Genomic DNA, 17,667 nt, shown 5'->3' with positions numbered 1-17,667 from the left:
CAAAATATATCCCAAGTTTTCCCAAATCTTATCGGAACATTTGTTCCATGTCAAGGGGTGGGGAGCTGTTCGAAAAAACAGCGGGTTCGCTTGGAGAGGGGGGAGGCGCGTCGGTAGGGGGTTGATCTCTCCGCTGGAACGAGCGGATCTAACCCTGAGGCGCGCTCAGGCGGTCGCTGCGCTTTACCACGGGGATCGCATGGTTTATGGGGTGGGCGCTCTTGCCCACCAGGAGGGTTTTGCCGGACTCAGGCGATCCCCTCCACCAGTTCCGAATATCGGGCCAGCATGGGGTCCACGGTCAACAGCCGGGCAGGCTCGGTGATGGCCTGGGCCACCAGGATGCGGTCGAACGGATCGCGGTGGTGCAGGGGCAATGAGCCCACTGGGGCTGCGTGCACGGCGCGAACGGGCAGTTCCTGAAAGCCCGAGGCCCGCGCGGCCCCCATAATTTCCTCCACTGTAACCGAGAGGGAGAGACGGCCGATCTGGGCCTTAATGGCGATTTCCCAGATGCTGGCCACGCTGAACAGGACATCGTTTGCAGGCGATACCAGCCACTCCTGCACACGTGCAGGCAGCCGTTCCGGCTCCGCCAGGGCCCAGGGGAGCACGTGCGTGTCCAGAAGCAGGCGCATCACCCCCCTCCCTCGAACGCGGCCAGAACCTCCTCAGGCAGGGGCGCATCGAAGTCCTCAGGAACGGCGAGACGACCCCGCAACAGGCCCAGGCGTCGCGGGGGCGGCAGGGGCACCAACCGGGCCACCGGCCGCCCGGCGCGGGCGATGCCCACCTCTTCCCCTTTTTCCACTCCCCGCATCTCCTCCAGGCGGGCGATCCGCATCATCGTATTTGAGCGGGTTCATCGCCTTCCCCTCCTTGGGGAGTCCAATGGGATCCCTCGGGCTTCCAGGTTATAAGGATCCACTCCTTATGTATGATCATAGAAGGCAAAGGACCGATCTTTGGAGGGGAGCCTGTGTGCCGGTGGGTGTATCGCATCCGGCAATTCGGGTGGGCGATCACGGCCCGGATTCGGGAGGAAGACCGGGCGCTGGTGGCGCGGATCCTGCCTCCGGAAGCCCAAGCGCTGTTCTGGCGGATGGCCCCGGGGGATCAGCGGCACAGCCTGGCGGTTCTGCGCACCCTGATGGCCTGGGGGGAGACGCACCCGGCTCTATTGAAGGCGGCGTTGTTGCACGATGTAGGGAAGGCGGCGGCGCCGCTCACGCCGTGGGAGCGGGCGCTGATCGTTCTGGGAGAAGCCGTGGGGATCCAGCCCGATCGTTCCGGGTGTTTCCGATGGCCTATCCTCCGATGCTGGATGAATCGGGTGCGGCGTTATCGGGCTCATCCCGAGATCGGGGCCGCGTGGGCCATGGAAGTCGGGTGTGATCCCCTTACCGTCGCCCTGATCCGCCGGCATCAGGATGCCCTGGGTCCACCGGGACCGGAAGAGGATCTGGAGACACGGCTGCTTCGTCGTCTCCAGCAGGCGGATCGAATCCATTAGCCATCCGCTGAAGACGGAGGGGGATGCTTTGTCCGCTGGGGGATTCTCGAGGATAGGGGGCTGCCGAAGATGGCCCCTGATCTGCAAGGGATTCTTCCCTCCTTTTTGCTGGAGGGGGTCGCCGGGAAAGATGTTCCGACAGCCGATCGCGCGGCTATAATTGAAGTTGTGGAGCGGGGCATCTGTGTGGAGAGGATGGTTGAACCGGCTTCGCTGGCTTATGAAAGCGCTTCGGGGACGCGAGGCTCCTCCCGCTCGGATGAGCGGATCCGCAGTCATCCTCAATCAGGGGGAGGCGCGATGAAAGTCTACCGGACCGAGGACCTCCGCAATGTTGTGCTGGTGGGTCATAACGGTTCAGGCAAGACCACGCTGGTGGAGGCGATGTTGTTCCTGAGCGGGGCGACCACCCGTATGGGCCGTGTGGAGGAGGGCAACACCGTCTCCGACTTCGATGAGGAAGAGATCCGCCGTCGTCTCTCCATTTACGCTTCCCTCATTCCTGTGGAATGGTCGGGCCGCAAGATCAATCTTCTGGATGCACCAGGCTATCTGGATTTCGTCGGCGAGATGAAGAGCGCGGTTCATGTGGCCGATTGCGCGCTGGTGGTCGTGGATAGCGTGGCGGGTGTGGAGGTGGGCACCGAACAGGCATGGGCGGCGCTGGAGGAACGAGGGTTGCCGCGTATCGCGGTCATCAGCAAGATGGATCGGGATAACGCGAATTTCGAGAACGCCCTGGAGAGCCTGCGCCGCGTTTTCAAGGCCAATTTCGTTCCCATTCAGTTTCCCATCGGCAGCCAGGCCGCGTTTGAGGGGGTGGTGGATCTCATCGCCATGAAGGCCCGGCGGGGTCCGCGCGGCGAGATCGGCGAGATCCCCGCCGGCCTGCGGGAGGAGGCGGAAGAGGCCCGGATGCGCCTGATGGAAGCCGCGGCGGAGGCGGATGATGAGCTGATTGTGAAGTATCTGGAGAGCGGCGAGCTGACCGAAGAGGAGATCCGACGGGGATTGAAGGCGGGTTTCCTCGCCGGGCGCATCGTCCCGGTAGCATGCGCGGCCGGGCTATCGACCATCGGCGTGGGTCCCTTGCTGGACCTCCTGGTTCAGCTGGCCCCTTCGCCGCTGGAGGCTCGGCCGGTCGAAGCGCTCCCTGTCTCCAATGGACAGCCGGAGATTGTTCAGCCAGACCCCACGGGCCCGACCGTGGCTTACGTGTTCAAGATCACGGCGGATCCCTTTGTGGGGAAGCTCGCCTACTTCCGGGTCTTCCGGGGCACGGTGCGTTCCAACTCCCACCTTTTCAATGTGAACCGGAACCAGGACGAGCGGCTGGCTCAAATCTTTGTGATGCGGGGGAAGGAGCAGATCCCTGTTCCGGAGCTGGTGGCGGGCGATATCGGGGCGGTGCCGAAGCTGAATGTCACCGGCCATGGGGATACCCTGTGCGACCGCAGCCATCCGGTTCGGATCGCCCCACCGATCTATCCGACGCCGCTGTATGCGGTGGCAGTGGAGCCCAAGACCAAGGCGGATTCGGCCAAATTGATCCCCACGCTTCAGCGCCTGTGCGAGGAGGATCCGACCCTTCACCTCCGCCAGGAGCCTTCCACGCATCAGACCATCCTCGAGGGCATGGGAGATACCCACATTGATGTGGCGGTCCGGCGGGCTTCCACGAAATTTGGCGTGGAGATCGTGACCAGTGTCCCCCGGGTTCCGTATCGGGAGACGATCACCAAAGTGGCGAAGGCCCAGTATCGTCACAAGAAGCAGACCGGGGGCGCGGGGCAGTTCGGGGAGGTTCATTTGCGGATCGAACCCCTACCGCGGGATGGCGGCTTCGAATACGTGTGGGAGGTCTTCGGCGGGGCGATCTCCTCGAACTTCGCCCCCTCGATTGAGAAGGGGATCCGGAGCGTGATGGAGCAGGGGTTGCTGGCCGGGTATCCCATTGTGGATGTGCGGGTGGCGGTTTACGATGGCAAGGAGCATCCGGTGGACTCCAACGATATCTCCTTCCAGATCGCCGGGCGCGAGGCCTTCAAGCTGGCGTTCCAGCAGGCGGGCCCAGTGCTCCTGGAGCCGATCATGCAATTCACCATTATTGTGCCCGAGCAGTTTACCGGGGATGTGATCAGCGATCTGAACACCCGCCGGGCCCGGGTGCAGGGGATCGAGCAACAGGGAGATAAGAGCGTGATCATCGCTCTCGCCCCGCTGGCGGAGATGCAGCGTTACGCCACCCAGCTGCGCTCCCTCACCCAGGGGCGCGGGGTGTTCCGCATGGCGTTCAGCCACTATGAGGAAGTTCCTCCCCATATCGCTCAAGCCATCATTGAGCAAGCCCGTCGGGAGCGCGAGGCGGCCAGGGAAAAGGCGTAAATTCCCGGGATGGCGCCCTTGGGCCCCAAGGTGGGGAGGAGTAAAGAATTCGGCGGGGCCGGAAACCCCGTGCTCCATCTTCCAGCGATTTCGGCCGCAGCACCCAGAGGAGGTTGTCCGATGGGGATTCTCTTCCCATCCGATGCATGGATCAAAGCTCTGATGGGGGAAGTCAATCGAAGTCCGGGCTATGCGGAGGCGGCGAAGAACTGGGAAGGGGATTTCTATTTCGTGGTGGAGCCCGAAGGTCCTCTGACGAAGCCGGTGGTGCTGTATATGGATCTGTGGCACGGCCAGTGTCGGGAGGCCTTTGAGGTAACCGACGAATCCATCCGGAACCCGGCTTACCGGATGTCCGCGCCTTATTCCGTATGGAAGCAGGTCATCCAGGGGAAGCTGGATCCGATCCAGGCGCTGGTCACCGGTCGCATCAAGTTGAGGGGGAACATGGTGAACATCATGCGGAACGTGCGGGCGGCCAAGGAGCTGGTGCTCTGTTGCACCCGCGTGCCCACGGATTTCATCGCTTAAAGAAGGCTTGGGAAAATCTCCCCCAGGCTCCTGCGAAGATCTGTGAATGAGGTTGAAGTCCATGTGGTTCTTCAAAACCCCGGAGATCGTATTCGGCGAGGATGCCCTCTCTTACCTCGAGCAGCTCGAGGGGCGACGTGCCTTCGTGATCACGGATTCCCAGGTTCGGCGTCTGGGCCTGGTCAAGCCTGTGGAGGATCGGTTGCGCCGCGCTGGATTCGAGGTCCACGTCTTCGACGCGGTGGAGCCGAACCCCACCATCCATCTGGTCCGGATGGGGTCGGATGTGATCCGCGCTTTCAACCCGGACTGGATCGTGGCGGTGGGCGGGGGGTCGGTGATCGACGCGGCCAAGGCGATCTGGGTGCTGTTCGAGCGGCCGGATCTGGATCCGCTGGCCATCAGCCCGATGGAGCCCCTGGGCCTGCGGCGGCGTGCCCGTTTGATCGCCATCCCCACCACCAGCGGGACGGGCTCGGAGGCAACCTGGGCGATGGTCCTGACGGACCCGGAGGCACGGCGCAAGCTGGGAGTGGGATCCCGTGAGAGCATGCCCGATATCGCAATCGTGGATCCAGCCATGGTGATGCACATGCCGCCCCGCCTGACCGCCGATACGGGAATGGACGCGTTGACCCATGCGGTGGAGGGCTACGTGAGCACATGGCGGAGCCCTTTCAGCGATGCGATGTGTCTGCACGCCGCCCGCCTGATCTTCACCTATCTCCCCCGGGCCTATCAAAAGGGGGCGGGGGATCCGGAAGCCCGAGCCCAGATGCACCTGGCGGCCACGATGGCGGGGATCGGCATTGGGAACGCGTTGGTCGGCCTGGCGCACAGCCTGGGTCATGCGCTGGGAGCGCGCTTTGATATCCCCCACGGCCGGGCGGTGGGCCTCTTCCTTCCTTACGTAGTTGAGTTCAACGCGCGGATTGCGGCGGATCGCTATATGGATCTCTTGCAGGCCATCGGCTGGCCCAGCCCGAACGGCCCCGAGGCCGCTTTCCAGCTCTCCCGGGCGGTTCTGGAGCTGCTCGAAACGCTGGAGCAGCCCCAGACCATTGCCGCCTGCGGGATCCCCCGGGATGATTTCGAGGCGGATCTGCCGACCCTGGTGGAATACGCCTTGGCGGACCCCAGCACGCTGACCAATCCCCGATCCCCGACGGCTGAGGAGATCGAGCACCTGATGCTGTATGCTTATGAGGGGAAGATGGTGGACTTTTAGGACCGCCGGCTTGGCGGGACCTTGCGCCTGACTCTCCGGCATGCGGAGGGATGGGATGCTCACTCATCTGGATGAGCACGGCCGGGCGCGGATGGTGGATGTGGGGGAGAAACCCGAGACCCATCGGGTGGCCATCGCCCGGGGAGAGGTGTGGATGGCGCCGGAAACCATGGCGACGATCCGGGAGGGCAGCCTTCCGAAGGGGGACGTGCTGGCGGCCGCCCGCATTGCCGGCATCATGGCCGCCAAGCGCACCCCCGAGCTCATCCCCCTGTGCCATCCTCTGCCCCTCACCCGGGTTCTGGTCGATTTCGCCCTCCGGGAGCCGGATGAAGCGCATCCGCTCCCATGGGTGGAGATCACCGCGCAGGTGGAAACCGTGGCCCGCACTGGGGTGGAGATGGAGGCGCTCACCGCTGTGACCGTGGCCGCGCTGACGATCTACGATATGGCCAAGGCGATGGATCGGCGTATGCGATTGACCAACATCCGCCTGATCGAGAAGCACGGCGGGAAAAGCGGCGATCTGGTTCTGGAACCGTGAGGATAAAGATCGTTCCTCCTCTGAGGGCTTTGAGGAGAATGGGCATCCCGCGCTCTGGATTTCGGCCCGGCTGCGCGACCCCTAACCATATCTTCGCGGTTTCGGGGTCTGGAGGAAACGGCGATGGAGGTGCAGATCCGTCTGTTTGCCACCTTGAAGGACCGCGCCGGCCGGGAGCAGATCTCCGTCTGGCTTCCGGACGGCGCCTCGGTAGCGGATCTTCTGAGGGCCGTCGGGGAGACGTATCCGGCCCTTCAGCCCTATCTCCCCTCCGCTGTTGTGGCCATCAACCATGAGTTCGCCTTCCCCGAGGACCGTCTGCGCTCGGGAGATGAGGTCGCCCTGTTCCCGCCGGTCAGCGGAGGGGATGGGGATCCTGTGCGGCCGGAGCTTGTGGCCCTCACGACCGGGCCTATCGACCTGAACGCCCTGGTGCGGGCGGTGATCACTCCCCGCTCCGGAGCCGTGGCGTTGTTCACCGGGGTCGTGCGGGGCGAGGAGGGAGATCGGCGGGTGGAGTTCCTGGAATACGAGGCCTATCGGCCGATGGCCGAGGCCAAGATGCGCCAGATCGCGGCCGAGATCCGGGAGCGCTGGCCGCTGATTCACGGCATCGCCATGGTGCAGCGCGTAGGGCGCATGGAAGTCGGAGAGATCACGGTAGCTGTGGCGGTCTCCTCTGGACATCGCCATGAGGGCGTCTTCGAGGCCGCCCGCTATGGCATCGATCGTCTCAAGGAGATCGTCCCCGTCTGGAAGAAGGAGATCGGCTCTCATGGCGAGGTGTGGATCGAAGGCCACTACCATCCCTCGCCGGCCGACGTCTCCCCACCCTCCTCTTAGCCGGAGGCGGCCTGCGCCGTATGAGGAAACAAGGGCGGAGTCCATCAGCCCGGGCGAAACGACCGTCACGATTTCCTGGAGCGACTACCGAGAAAGCCCTGTGTTTTCAGAGTGATGTGTTATACTGAATGGAGAATCCTGCGCCTGGAGGTCTTCCATGGCCAGCGTCCTCAAGCAATACAAGGTGCGGGACTGGATGACCCCGAATCCCATCACCATCTCCCCGCGCACGACCCTGCCGGAGGCCCATCAGATCATGAAGGAGAAACGCATCCGCCGCCTGCCGGTGGTGGATGAGAACGGCCATCTGGTGGGGATTATCACCCTGGGGGATGTGCGCGAGGCCTCCCCTTCAGATGCGACCTCCTTGAGCATCTTCGAGCTCAACTATCTCCTGGCCCGCCTCACGGTGGACAAGATCATGACCCGCAAAGTCATCACGGTCACGCCCGATACGCCGATCTACGAGGCGGCGCGCCTGATGCTGGAGCACAAGATCGGCGGCCTGCCCGTGGTGGAGAACGGCCGCGTGGTCGGGATCATCACGGAGTCCGATATCTTCAAGATGGTGGTGCGCCTGGCAGCCGAAGAATAGCGCGCTGTCCGGTTATTCCTTCAGGATGCGAGCCACCCGGATCCCGGAGGGGTGAATCGTCCTTCCCCTTTTTCCTTCCAACAGGCTGCCGGGAGGAAGGGCCTGAGGAGTTCGCGGCGTGACGCCAGTGGTCACAATCCTTCAAACAGCCGTCCTACATCCACCACCAGATGAGGGAGCAAACGGCTGCGCAGCTCTCCGGCCCCCCGCGCCCGGTCTACCGGGATCAGGCGTCCCCTTTCGCGCACATAGAGCTCCACTGTTCGGCTGTCCGGATCCACCACCCAATATTCCTGCACACCGGCCGCCTCGTAATCCAGCCGTTTCTCCCACAGATCCATCCGTGCTGTGGAGGGCGAGAGGATCTCCACGATCAGATCCGGCGCTCCCTCAATGTGGGTCTCCCGCAATCGATCCTGATGTTCTCGCAGCACCACCATCAAGTCCGGCTGATATACGGTGTCCTCGGAGAGCTTCACGTCCAGCGGCGCGTCATAAACCTCCCCAAGCCCCCGCTGAAGCACGGCCTCTACCAGGAGCAATTCGAAGCGCAAGGAAAGCAACTGATGGATGCGGGAAGGAGAAGGGCTGGGCATCGGCACCCCCCGAACCAGGATCCAGTAGCCGGGCTGGCTCTCCGCCCACCGGCGGAAATCTTCATAGCGGACAAAGCGCAGCCCTGGATGAATGGCTTCCATCATCAACCTCCTTCCGATGGGGGAGAAGAAGCGCAGAAATCCGCAGGACATGAGTTTCTATGTTTACTTTTACTCTACCTCACAATCTGGATTTCCAGCGAACCCCTTCATCTCTTTTCCTCTCTCCTCCCCATCACCTGAGGAGCCAGGAGGGGAGGAGACAACCGCCCCATAGCGAAGCTTGCGGCAACAACCCCATCGATTTGCGACTTGCGGTATAATCTTGGGAAATCTTTCACGGAGCCAGGGGAATGAGGGAGGGGCCGGCGCGCTGGGTTTCGTGCACCCATGTTTTTCTGGATTGCGATGGGACCCTGGTGCGGGTGGAGGGGATCGTGGAGCTGGCCCGGCTGCGGGGCCAGGAGGCGATCGTGGCGGCCCTTACGGAAGCCGCCATGGCGGGCCGTCTGCCTCTGGAGGCGGTGTATGAGCAGCGCCTCGCCCTGATCCGTCCCACCCGGGCGGAGATCCGCCGCCTGGTCCGGATTTACCGGGAGAACCTGATCCCCGACGCCCCTCAGGTCCTTCAGGCCCTCCATGTCGGTGGGATCGCTGTTCATCTCCTGAGCAGCGGACTGGAGGAGGCGGTGCGAGGGCTGGGATGGCTTCTGGGGATCCCTCCCCAGCGCGTCCACGCGGTTCGCGTCCGCTATGATCCGTTCGCCGGCGCATGGTGGCAGGGGGAGGAAGGACCGGTGGCCGGGGTGGAGCCCTCTCCGCTTCTCCATCAGGATGGCAAAGCACGTCTCCTCTCGGGGTTTCGGGCCCCGGGCCGACGGCTGATGCTGGTGGGGGACGGTGCGACCGATCTCCTTGCCCGCCCCATGGTTCATCTCTTCGTCGGGTTCGGTGGGGTGTTCCACCGACCTGCGATCGCCGAATCCGCCGATGTCTATATCGCCTGCGATCGCCTCGCGCCGGTTCTCCCGCTGGCCCTCTCGCCGGAGCGGGCGCGCCGGCTGCAGGGCACGCCGGCCGAGGCCGTGCTCCGCGAGGGATTGCAAGCGTTCCGGGATGGGCGGGCGCGCTTTCGGGATCCCGAGCGCCACGAGCGGTTCCTGCGGGCATGGGCGAGCATGCCCTGAGGCCGATGGCCCTCCATGTTCCCCTTTAACCTCTCGGGAGGCGTGTGCGATGGAGCAGGCTCCCATGCTGTTCATCCCAGGCCCCACCTACGTTCCGGAGGAGATCGCGCGGGCTCAGGCCCGGCCGATGATCGGCCACCGGAGCCGGGAGTTCACAGCTCTCTTCGAGCGGATCCTCCCCCGCCTGCAGGCCATCTTCCGCACTCGCGGACGGGTCTTCTTCATCGCCGCTTCGGGCACCGGTCTATGGGAGGCCGCCGTGCGCAACCTGGTGCGCCGCAAGGTGTTGTGCCTGATCAATGGCGCCTTCGGAGAGCGCTGGTATCAGGTCGCCCTGGCCAACGGCAAAGAGGCCGTTCCGGTCTCCATCGAATGGGGAAAGGGGATCCGCCCCGAGCAGGTGGTGGCGGCGCTGGAGGATCATCCGGATGTCGAGGCGATCACCCTGGTGCACAACGAGACCTCCACCGGGGTGATGAACCCGCTCCGGGAGATCGCCGGGGCGGTGCGCCAGACCTTCCCCGAGGTGCTGATCCTGGTGGATGCGGTCTCCTCGCTGGGCGGGGCTCCGCTGGAGACCGATGCCTGGGGTCTGGACTTCGTGCTCACTTCCTCGCAGAAATGCCTGGCCCTGCCGCCCGGGCTGGCCTTCTGCGCGGTCTCTGAGCGGGCGCTGGAGAAGGCGAAGGAAGTCCCCCATCGAGGCTATTACTTCGACCTGCTCACCCTGGTTCGCTACGCGGATCGAGGGGAGACCCCGGCCACGCCGGCCATCTCCCTGCTCTATGCAGCCGATCTCCAGTTTGCGCGTATCCTGGAGGAAGGGCTGGAAGCCCGCTGGGAGCGCCATCGCCGGATGGCCGAGCGCGTCCAGGCGTGGGCGATGGAACGCTTCGGCCTCTTCGCCGAGGACGGCTATCGCTCGTGGACGCTGACATGTGTGGCCAATACCCGGGGCATCGATGTGAGCGCATTAAATGAATTCCTGCGGTCTCGAGGGAAGGTGATCTCCTCCGGATATGGCCCTTTGAAGGGGAAGACCTTTCGCATCGCCCATATGGGAGAGATCCAGCCTCACCACATCGAGGCGCTGCTCGCCGACATCGAGGAGTGGCTCGATGCCCATAAATGAGGCATGGAACCCTGACGGAAAACCTCGTTCGCATCAGCCGGGAGGTTCACCTATGGGCTGGCGGATCGGGCTGACCGACCCTCTGGATGAAGAGGGGTTCGCCCTGCTGCGGGAGGATCCTGAGGTGGAGGTGGTGGAGGCCCGGCGACCCTCCCCGGAAAAGTTGCAGGAGCTGGTTCGGACGTGCGATGCCCTGATCGTGCGCAGCGGCGTGCGGCTGGATTCCGGGATCCTGGAGCAGGCGGAGCGGCTGCGGGTGATCGCCCGCGCCGGCATCGGGGTGGACAACATCGATCTGGAGGCCGCCACCCGGCGGGGGATCCTGGTGATGAACACCCCGGGGGCCAGCACGATCGCGGTGGCCGAGCACACGTTCGCTCTGCTCCTGGCCCTCGTGCGGAAGATCCCGCCGGCCTGGCTTTCATTGCGGGAGGGGCGATGGGAACGGGAGCGTTTCCTCGGCGCCCAGCTCGCGGGCAAAACCCTCGGCCTGGTGGGCCTGGGGCGGATTGGGGCGGAGGTGGCCCGCCGGGCCCGGGCCTTCGAGATGCACGTGATGGCCTTCGATCCCTACATCCCGGAGGAGCGGGCCGCCGCCCTGCAGATCGAGCTGGTCCCGGACCTGGAGGAACTCTTCGCCCGGGCGGACGTGATCAGCCTCCATGTTCCCCTGACCCGTGAAACGCATCATCTGATCAACCGCCAGGCCTTTGAGAAGATGAAGCCTGGGGTTTACCTGGTGAACACCGCGCGGGGCGCGGTGGTGGATGAGGAAGCCCTCCTGGAGGCGCTGAACAGCGGCCGGGTGGCCGGTGCCGCCCTGGATACCTTCAGCGAGGAGCCGCCCCGCTCTCCGATCCTGCAGGCCCTGATCGCCCATGAACGCGTGGTGGCTGTGCCCCATCTGGGGGGCAGCACCCGGGAGGCCCAGCGCCTGATCAGCCGTCAGATCGTCCAGCAGGTGCTGGATGCGCTGCGAGGACGGGATTACCGGAACGTGGTGAACCTGCCTTTCCCCGAGGGGGCCGATTATCGCGCGCTGGCGCCGTTCATGCGCCTCGCCGAGGTGATCGGGCGCCTGCAGATGCAGCTGATCCGCGGGCGTATCCATCGGGCCGAGATCGATGTGCGCGGAGAGGAGCTACGAGCAGCCCTTCGCCCTCTGGGGGTGGCCTTCCTCAAAGGTCTCCTCACGCCGATCCTGGGGGATGAGGTCACCTTTGTAAACGCGCCCCTCCTGGCCCAGGAGCGAGGGATCCAGATCGCAGAGGCGGCCCAGCCGATCCTGGGAGCCTACGCGCAGGCCATCGCATGTCGGGTTTTTTCCACCCGGGAAACCCGACTGGTCGTGGGCGCGCTGTTCGCGGGGGAACCGCGCATCGTCCAGGTGGATGATTTCCCGATGGAGGCCCTGCCCCGCGGGGCGGTGCTCTTCATGCGCAGCCGGGATGTGCCCGGCGTGATCGGCCGCGTGGGGACGCTGCTGGGGCAGCACGGGATCAATATCGCGGAATGGCGCCTGGGCCGGGATCGGCCGGGAGGCACGGCCCTTTCTTTCATCAATCTGGACACCCCCGCTCCTCCCGAGGTTCTGGAAGCCCTGCGGGCGATGCCGGAGGTCGAGGACGTGCGCCAGGCGTTTTTGCCGGAAATCATCTGATTCTCCTCAGGATCGAACGCTGCGTGCCCCCATTTCAGAAGGTGGAGCCTGCGATGGTGAAACCGGAAGACCGCATTCTGATCACGGATCTTTATGAGCTGACCATGGCCCAGGCCTACTGGGCCCATGGCGTCACGGGTCAGGCCACGTTCAGCCTGTTCGTGCGCGATCTTCCCCCTGAACGGGGATTTCTGGTGGCCGCCGGGCTGGAGGACGTGCTGCGTTTTCTGGAGGATTTCCATTTCCCCCCAGAGGCCCTGGCCTATCTGGAATCCACCGGGATCTTCTCCCGTCCCTTCCTGGATTACCTGGCCACCCTTCGCTTCACCGGAGAGGTGTGGGCGGTCCCCGAGGGGACGCTGGTGTTCGCCAATGAGCCCATCCTGGAGATCACCGCCCCGATCATCCAGGCCCAGATCGCCGAGACCTATGTGATCAATCAGATTCACCTGCAGACGATGATCGCCACCAAGGCCGCCCGCTGCATCGTCGCCGCGCGAGGTCGCGGCGTGGTGGATTTCGCCCTGCGCCGGACCCATGGGGTCGATGCCGGCTTGAAGGTGGCCCGCTGTTCTTACATGGTCGGATTCCAGGCCACCAGCAATGTCCTGGCCGGCAAGCTCTATGGCATACCGATCACCGGGACGATGGCCCACTCGTTCATCATGGCCTTTCCCGGCGAGGAGGAGGCCTTCCGGGCCTTCGCCGAGACGTTCCCGGAGCGCTCGATCTTCCTGATCGACACCTACAACACCCTGGAGGGCGCCCGCCGGGCGGCGCGGGTGGCGCTGGAGATGAAACAGAAGGGCCGACGCCTGATCGGCGTCCGTCTGGACAGCGGGGATCTGCTCGCCCTGAGCCGCGAGGTGCGTCGCATCCTGGATGAGGCCGGACTGCCGGAGGTTCGGATCCTGGCCAGTGGAGGCCTGGATGAATATCGCATCGACGAGCTGGTGCGCGCCGGGGCGCCCATCGACGCCTTCGGCGTGGGAACCCGGATGGGGGTCTCGGAGGATTGGCCGTGGCTGGATATGGCTTACAAGCTGGTGGCCTATGAGGATCGCCCGGCGTTAAAACTCAGCCCCGGCAAGGCGTCTCTCCCCGGCCCGAAGCAGGTCTTCCGGTTCTATGAGGAAAACGGTCAGATGCGGGAGGACGTCCTGGCCCTTCGGGAGGAGCAGGTGGAGGGAGGCGTTCCGCTGCTGGAGAGGGTGATGGAGGGAGGACGCTTGCTTCGGCCTCATCCCACCCTGGCGGAGATCCGCGAGCGGTTTCAGGAGGCATTCCGGCGGCTGCCCGAGCCGTATAAAGCGCTGCGGGATGCTCCCCGCTATCCGGTGCGCCTCAGCCGGGCCCTGGAGGCCCTGGCTAACACCCTGGCCGCCCGGAAAGGCGAACTGGGGGAAAGCTGAGATGCGCACCCTCCCCTCCATCTCGCTAAAATTTAAAGCAGGCACTCCCATTGGTGGAGTTTGAAGATGCACCCATGGTGGACCGGTAAAGCCTCCGTGGAAGCTGGTGAAACCCCTCATCCGGTGGTGAGCCCATGAAGACCCTGGCGGAGATTCGTCGCATGCTGGCCGAACACAAGGCCGAGCTGCGAGAGCGCTTCGGCGTGGCGCGGCTGGCCGTGTTCGGCTCCTATGCCCGTGGCGATGCCACGCCTTTGAGCGATGTGGACATTTTGGTGGCCTTCGAACGGCCTATTGGCTGGGAAATTGTGGATCTGCGCGATTATCTGGAAGCGTTGCTTGGGGTGCCGGTAGATCTGATCACTGAAGCAGCGTTGCAACGTAAGCCCCGACTGTGGGAGAGCGTGCAAGAGGAGATCATCCATGTCTAAACGGGATGTGCGCCTCTTTGTTGCAGACATGTTGGAGGGCATTGCCAGGATTGAACGTTACACAGCCGGGCTAGATCTGGAAGGGTTTGCTGCAGATGAGCGTACAGTGGATGCTGTCGTGCGCAATCTCGAAATCATCGGCGAAGCAGCCCGTCAGATCCCCGAAGCCCTCCGGGAACGCTACCCAGACATCCCCTGGCGGCGGGTGATAGGATTCCGGAATATCGTGGTGCACGAATACTTCGCTGTGGATGTGGGCATCATATGGACCATTGTTCGGGAAAATTTGCCTGCTCTGAAAACAAAGCTTCGACAAATGCTATCCGACCTGGAGAGGGAGGAGCGGCCAGGCGCCTAAGCTTCTTCTCATCCCCATAGCCGTTTCCGCTCCCGCCATCGCTCGATATCCGCCCGGTGTTCGGCGTCATGCTCCAACGTGTCGGCAGCGATGAGCTTCCAGAGCGGCTCGGGGACGCCTGGAAACCGGCCGGGGCGGGTGAGGTCCTCGTCGGAGAAGCGCTCCAGGCGCTTCAGCAGTTGCTGATAGGTTCCGTGGAAATCGGCCAGCACCCGCTCCAGAGGGCGATCCTTCTGTTCCCGGTAAAAACGCTCGTTCAGGGCATCCACCTCCTCTTCGGAGAGGGTCAGGTCTTTGGGGCGTCGCCCCTGTTCCAGCTGGAAAAGGGCGGTGATCAGACGGCCCTGCCACACCGCGATGTGGGCCAGGATGTCTTTGACCGTCCACTCCCCGAACACCGGCTCCCGGGTCATCTCCTCCGGGGTGAGCCCCTCGAGGGCTTTCAGAAGGCGTTCCCGCTCTTCCCGGATTCGCTGGATCAGCGCGGCTTTGTTCACGGAGGCTTCCCCTATATGGAACGATTCAGAGCGAACACGCCGGACCTTCTACTTGAGCGGCGATGAGAAGTCAGGGCGAAAGCCTCTCCTGCTGGTCTTCGGCGGGTAGATCCGATGGAAATCCGCGGCGTGTCGGATCCGCGGATGGGAGCCGCTGGAGCGGCCGGTCGGATTCGCCCTTCGAGGATCCCTCTTCGTTTTTTCGGGCCTCGGCCTCTTTCCGTTCCGGGCGCTCCTCGCGGCCGAAGCGCTGCAGCGTTTCGGCCATCTCCCGCAGCCGCTGATCCACCCGCGCGTTGATCGTCCCCTCCGGATACTTCCCGTCGGGCCCCCGCTCCCCAGCGGGCACACCGGTCAGGATCTCGATGGCTTCGTCCACCGTGCGGGCGGCCCAGATGTGGAACTTCCCCTCGCGGACGGCCTCCACGACTTCCTCCCGGAGCATCAGGTTGCGGACATTGGCCTCGGGGATGATCACGCCCTGCTCACCGGTGAGCCCTTTGACCTTGCACGTGTAGTAAAAGCCCTCGATTTTCTCGTTGACTCCGCCGATGGCCTGCAGCTCCCCTTTCTGGTTGATGGAGCCGGTGATGGCGATCCCCTGGCGGATGGGGACATCGGCCAGGGCGGAGAGCAGGGCGCAGAGCTCCGCGCAGGAGGCGCTATCCCCTTCCACGCCGGAGTAGGACTGCTCGAAAACGAGGCGGGCGGAGAGGGTGAGAGGCTTATCCTGGGCGTATTTGGAGGCGAGGTAGCCGCTCAGGATCAGCACGCCCTTCGTGTGAATGGGGCCGCCCAGCCGGGCTTCCCGCTCGATGTCGATCACCCCTTCCCGGCCCAGGGCGATCGTGGCTGTGATCCGGTTCGGCCGCCCGAAGCGGTAGTCGCCGAGATCGAGGACGGAGAGGCCGTTGACCTGCCCGACCTTGGCCCCCTCCACGTCGATCAACAGGGTGCCCTCGGCGATCAGCTGGCGGATGCGCTCCTCGATGAGGTTGGAGCGGTAGATCTTGGCCTCCAGGGCCTGCCGGACATGCTCGGCGGTCACGATGGAGGAGCCAGCCTTGCGGGCCCAGAAGGTTGCTTCCCGCACCAGATCGGCGATCTCCGCAAACCGGGTGGAGAGCCGGGTCTGGTCCTCCGCCAGCCGGCCTCCGTATTCGATGACCCGGGCCACCGCCCCGGCATCCAGATGGCACAGCCCTTCCTTCCGGCACAGGGTGCCGATCAGGGCGATGTAATCCCGCATTCCGTTCTCGTCCCATGGCATCTCGATATCGAAATCCGCCTTCACCTTAAAGAGCTCGCTGAACTCCTCATCGTAGAGGTAGAGCAGGTGATAAAGCAGGGGGCTGCCGATGAGGATGACCTTGGCGTTCAGGGGGATGGGTTCCGGGTCCAGGGTGCGGGTGGTGATCAGGCCCATCCGCTCCCCGGGCTCCTCGATCTCGATGGCCCGCTGGCGCAGGGCGCGCTTCAGGCCTTCCCAGACGAAGGGGTTGAGGAGCACGCCCTCCACCGGCAGCACCAGATAGCCGCCGTTGGCCCGGTGAAGGGCCCCCGCGCGGATCAGCGTGAAATCGGTGTGCAGCACTCCCAGCAGGCTCTCCTTCTCCAGGCGGCCGAAGACGTTGGGGAAGGTCGGGTTCCACTCGATGATGACCGGCGCGCCCTGCTGCTCGGCGTTATCCACCAGGACGTTCACGGTGTATTTGCGCAGCGCCAGGTCCGCGAAGGCCGGCAGGGGGAGCGGGAAGGGAAGGGCCTGGCCCTCCTCCCGGCCGCGGAACTGATCCGCGTTCTCCACCATGTCATCCCGGACCGCCTGGAGATAAGCGAGCACCTCCGGGAGATCCCGGTATTTCTCGAAGAGATCGTCCATCAGCCCTTCCACGACGAAGAGGGCGACCTCGCGGTTCAGCTGGCGCAGCCGTTCCTGGGCCGTCCGCTCCAGCTGGCGGATCTCCTTGATGGCCTGTTTCACCTCCTCCTCGAAGGCCTCCCGGCGCCGGCGGAGCAGCTCCTGCATGGCCGGGGGCAGGGCGGCGAACTGCTGGTCGGTGATCGGACGGCCGCCCAGGAGGGGGATCACGGCGATCCCCATAGGGGTCACCTCCACCATCATCTCCTGGGCCCTGGCGCGCTGGTTCAGCCGCTGGAGGATCTCCTCGCGCTGCTGGTTGACTTCTTTGAGGATCGCCTCCCGACGGGCGTTGTATTCATCGCTCTCAAACACCCGGGGGATCTCGCGGCGGATCCCCTCGACGAGTCGTTGCATATCGCGGCGCAGCTCACGGCCTTTCCCGGGGGGCAGGCGGAGGGCGCGGGGACGGGAAGGATCCTGGAAGTTATACACATAGCACCAGTCTGGGGGTGTAGGCTGGGCTTTGGCCCGGGCTTCCAGGAACATCTGAACGCCGGTCATCCGGCCAACCCCTGGGGGGCCGGCCACGTAGATATTGAAGCCCTGATCGGGGATATCGAGGCCGAACTCCAGGGCGGCCACCGCCCGCGGCTGCCCGATCAGGCCCGTGAGGGGCGGAAGCTCCTCGGTGGAGCGCAGAGGGAGGAGGTGGGGATCCACCGTGCGACGCAGGGCCTCAGGGGGAAGGGAGCGAGCCATCGACGGCCTCCTACGCGGAAAGGTCTGGATTCCATCCGGTTCCCATCCTGGCGCCTCGAAGGGAAGAGGGGGAGGACGCGGCCGTCCGCGCCCTCCCCTTGTTCTGTCGCCTGGAGTTTATCTTTAAAACAT

The 17,667-nt window shown here is 64.4% G+C and carries 18 protein-coding genes; 13 read left to right on the top strand and 5 right to left on the bottom strand.

The window, feature by feature from the left end; all coding sequences use genetic code 11:
• Positions 1 to 248 precede the first annotated feature (248 nt).
• Together VAE54_RS10430 and VAE54_RS10425 are read right to left on the bottom strand one after the other, a co-directional pair.
• Positions 249 to 638 carry a type II toxin-antitoxin system VapC family toxin gene (locus tag VAE54_RS10430; RefSeq protein WP_322801903.1) on the bottom strand — a complete coding sequence of 130 codons (390 nt, stop codon included), beginning with the start codon at positions 636 to 638 and terminating at the stop codon, positions 249 to 251.
• On the bottom strand, positions 638 to 820 hold the full coding sequence (locus tag VAE54_RS10425) for a hypothetical protein (protein ID WP_322801902.1): 183 nt from the start codon (positions 818 to 820) through the stop codon (positions 638 to 640). The genes VAE54_RS10430 and VAE54_RS10425 overlap by 1 nt, the downstream gene beginning before the upstream one ends.
• A gap of 159 nt (positions 821 to 979) precedes the next feature.
• Here VAE54_RS10425 and VAE54_RS10420 point away from each other — a divergent pair, with 159 nt between their 5' ends.
• The 7 genes from VAE54_RS10420 (at position 980) to VAE54_RS10390 (ending at position 7,639) form a co-directional block, all read left to right on the top strand.
• On the top strand, positions 980 to 1,513 hold the full coding sequence (locus VAE54_RS10420; protein WP_322801901.1) for an HD domain-containing protein: 534 nt from the start codon (positions 980 to 982) through the stop codon (positions 1,511 to 1,513).
• Between the two features lie 300 nt (positions 1,514 to 1,813).
• The gene (gene fusA, locus VAE54_RS10415; RefSeq protein ID WP_322801900.1) at positions 1,814 to 3,898 is read left to right on the top strand and encodes an elongation factor G; all 2,085 of its coding nucleotides are present in this window, start codon (positions 1,814 to 1,816) and stop codon (positions 3,896 to 3,898) included.
• Between the two features lie 120 nt (positions 3,899 to 4,018).
• Entirely contained in the window at positions 4,019 to 4,429 is a 411-nt protein-coding gene (locus VAE54_RS10410) for an SCP2 sterol-binding domain-containing protein (protein WP_322801899.1), read from the top strand.
• A gap of 61 nt (positions 4,430 to 4,490) precedes the next feature.
• Positions 4,491 to 5,657: an iron-containing alcohol dehydrogenase gene (locus VAE54_RS10405; protein ID WP_322801898.1), complete on the top strand. Its 1,167-nt coding sequence runs from the start codon at positions 4,491 to 4,493 to the stop codon at positions 5,655 to 5,657.
• A gap of 55 nt (positions 5,658 to 5,712) precedes the next feature.
• Complete coding sequence (moaC, locus tag VAE54_RS10400) at positions 5,713 to 6,201, top strand: cyclic pyranopterin monophosphate synthase MoaC (protein WP_322801897.1); 489 nt, start codon at positions 5,713 to 5,715, stop codon at positions 6,199 to 6,201.
• Between the two features lie 123 nt (positions 6,202 to 6,324).
• Positions 6,325 to 7,044 (top strand): molybdenum cofactor biosynthesis protein, encoded by a 720-nt coding sequence (locus VAE54_RS10395; protein WP_322801896.1) that lies wholly within the window; start codon positions 6,325 to 6,327, stop codon positions 7,042 to 7,044.
• 157 nt (positions 7,045 to 7,201) lie between these two features.
• Entirely contained in the window at positions 7,202 to 7,639 is a 438-nt protein-coding gene (locus VAE54_RS10390; RefSeq protein WP_322801895.1) for a CBS domain-containing protein, read from the top strand.
• A gap of 131 nt (positions 7,640 to 7,770) precedes the next feature.
• On the opposite strand, the gene VAE54_RS10385 is transcribed toward VAE54_RS10390, so the two are convergent.
• On the bottom strand, positions 7,771 to 8,337 hold the full coding sequence (locus VAE54_RS10385) for a Uma2 family endonuclease (RefSeq protein WP_322801894.1): 567 nt from the start codon (positions 8,335 to 8,337) through the stop codon (positions 7,771 to 7,773).
• 251 nt (positions 8,338 to 8,588) lie between these two features.
• Between VAE54_RS10385 and VAE54_RS10380 the strand changes: the two genes are divergently transcribed.
• From VAE54_RS10380 to VAE54_RS10355, 6 genes are all read left to right on the top strand, one after another.
• Positions 8,589 to 9,422 (top strand): HAD family hydrolase, encoded by an 834-nt coding sequence (locus VAE54_RS10380; RefSeq protein WP_322801893.1) that lies wholly within the window; start codon positions 8,589 to 8,591, stop codon positions 9,420 to 9,422.
• Between the two features lie 49 nt (positions 9,423 to 9,471).
• Positions 9,472 to 10,554, top strand: coding sequence for an alanine--glyoxylate aminotransferase family protein (locus VAE54_RS10375; RefSeq protein ID WP_322801892.1), 1,083 nt, complete (start codon positions 9,472 to 9,474; stop codon positions 10,552 to 10,554).
• 52 nt (positions 10,555 to 10,606) lie between these two features.
• Positions 10,607 to 12,214: a phosphoglycerate dehydrogenase gene (gene serA, locus VAE54_RS10370; protein ID WP_322801891.1), complete on the top strand. Its 1,608-nt coding sequence runs from the start codon at positions 10,607 to 10,609 to the stop codon at positions 12,212 to 12,214.
• Positions 12,215 to 12,267: 53 nt separating this feature from the next.
• Entirely contained in the window at positions 12,268 to 13,626 is a 1,359-nt protein-coding gene (locus VAE54_RS10365) for a nicotinate phosphoribosyltransferase (RefSeq protein WP_322801890.1), read from the top strand.
• A gap of 134 nt (positions 13,627 to 13,760) precedes the next feature.
• Entirely contained in the window at positions 13,761 to 14,057 is a 297-nt protein-coding gene (locus VAE54_RS10360) for a nucleotidyltransferase family protein (RefSeq protein WP_322801889.1), read from the top strand.
• Positions 14,050 to 14,415: a DUF86 domain-containing protein gene (locus tag VAE54_RS10355; protein WP_322801888.1), complete on the top strand. Its 366-nt coding sequence runs from the start codon at positions 14,050 to 14,052 to the stop codon at positions 14,413 to 14,415. The genes VAE54_RS10360 and VAE54_RS10355 overlap by 8 nt, the downstream gene beginning before the upstream one ends.
• An 8-nt stretch (positions 14,416 to 14,423) precedes the next feature.
• On the opposite strand, the gene VAE54_RS10350 is transcribed toward VAE54_RS10355, so the two are convergent.
• Positions 14,424 to 14,912: a DinB family protein gene (locus VAE54_RS10350; protein ID WP_322801887.1), complete on the bottom strand. Its 489-nt coding sequence runs from the start codon at positions 14,910 to 14,912 to the stop codon at positions 14,424 to 14,426.
• Between the two features lie 70 nt (positions 14,913 to 14,982).
• Complete coding sequence (locus VAE54_RS10345; protein ID WP_322801886.1) at positions 14,983 to 17,535, bottom strand: ATP-binding protein; 2,553 nt, start codon at positions 17,533 to 17,535, stop codon at positions 14,983 to 14,985.
• Positions 17,536 to 17,667 lie beyond the last annotated feature (132 nt).

Origin of the sequence: Thermoflexus sp., from assembly GCF_034432235.1 — a bacterium.
Taxonomy (GTDB): domain Bacteria; phylum Chloroflexota; class Anaerolineae; order Thermoflexales; family Thermoflexaceae; genus Thermoflexus.
Note: the sequence above shows the minus strand (reverse complement) of the source record. Positions and strands in the feature narration are given on the sequence as shown.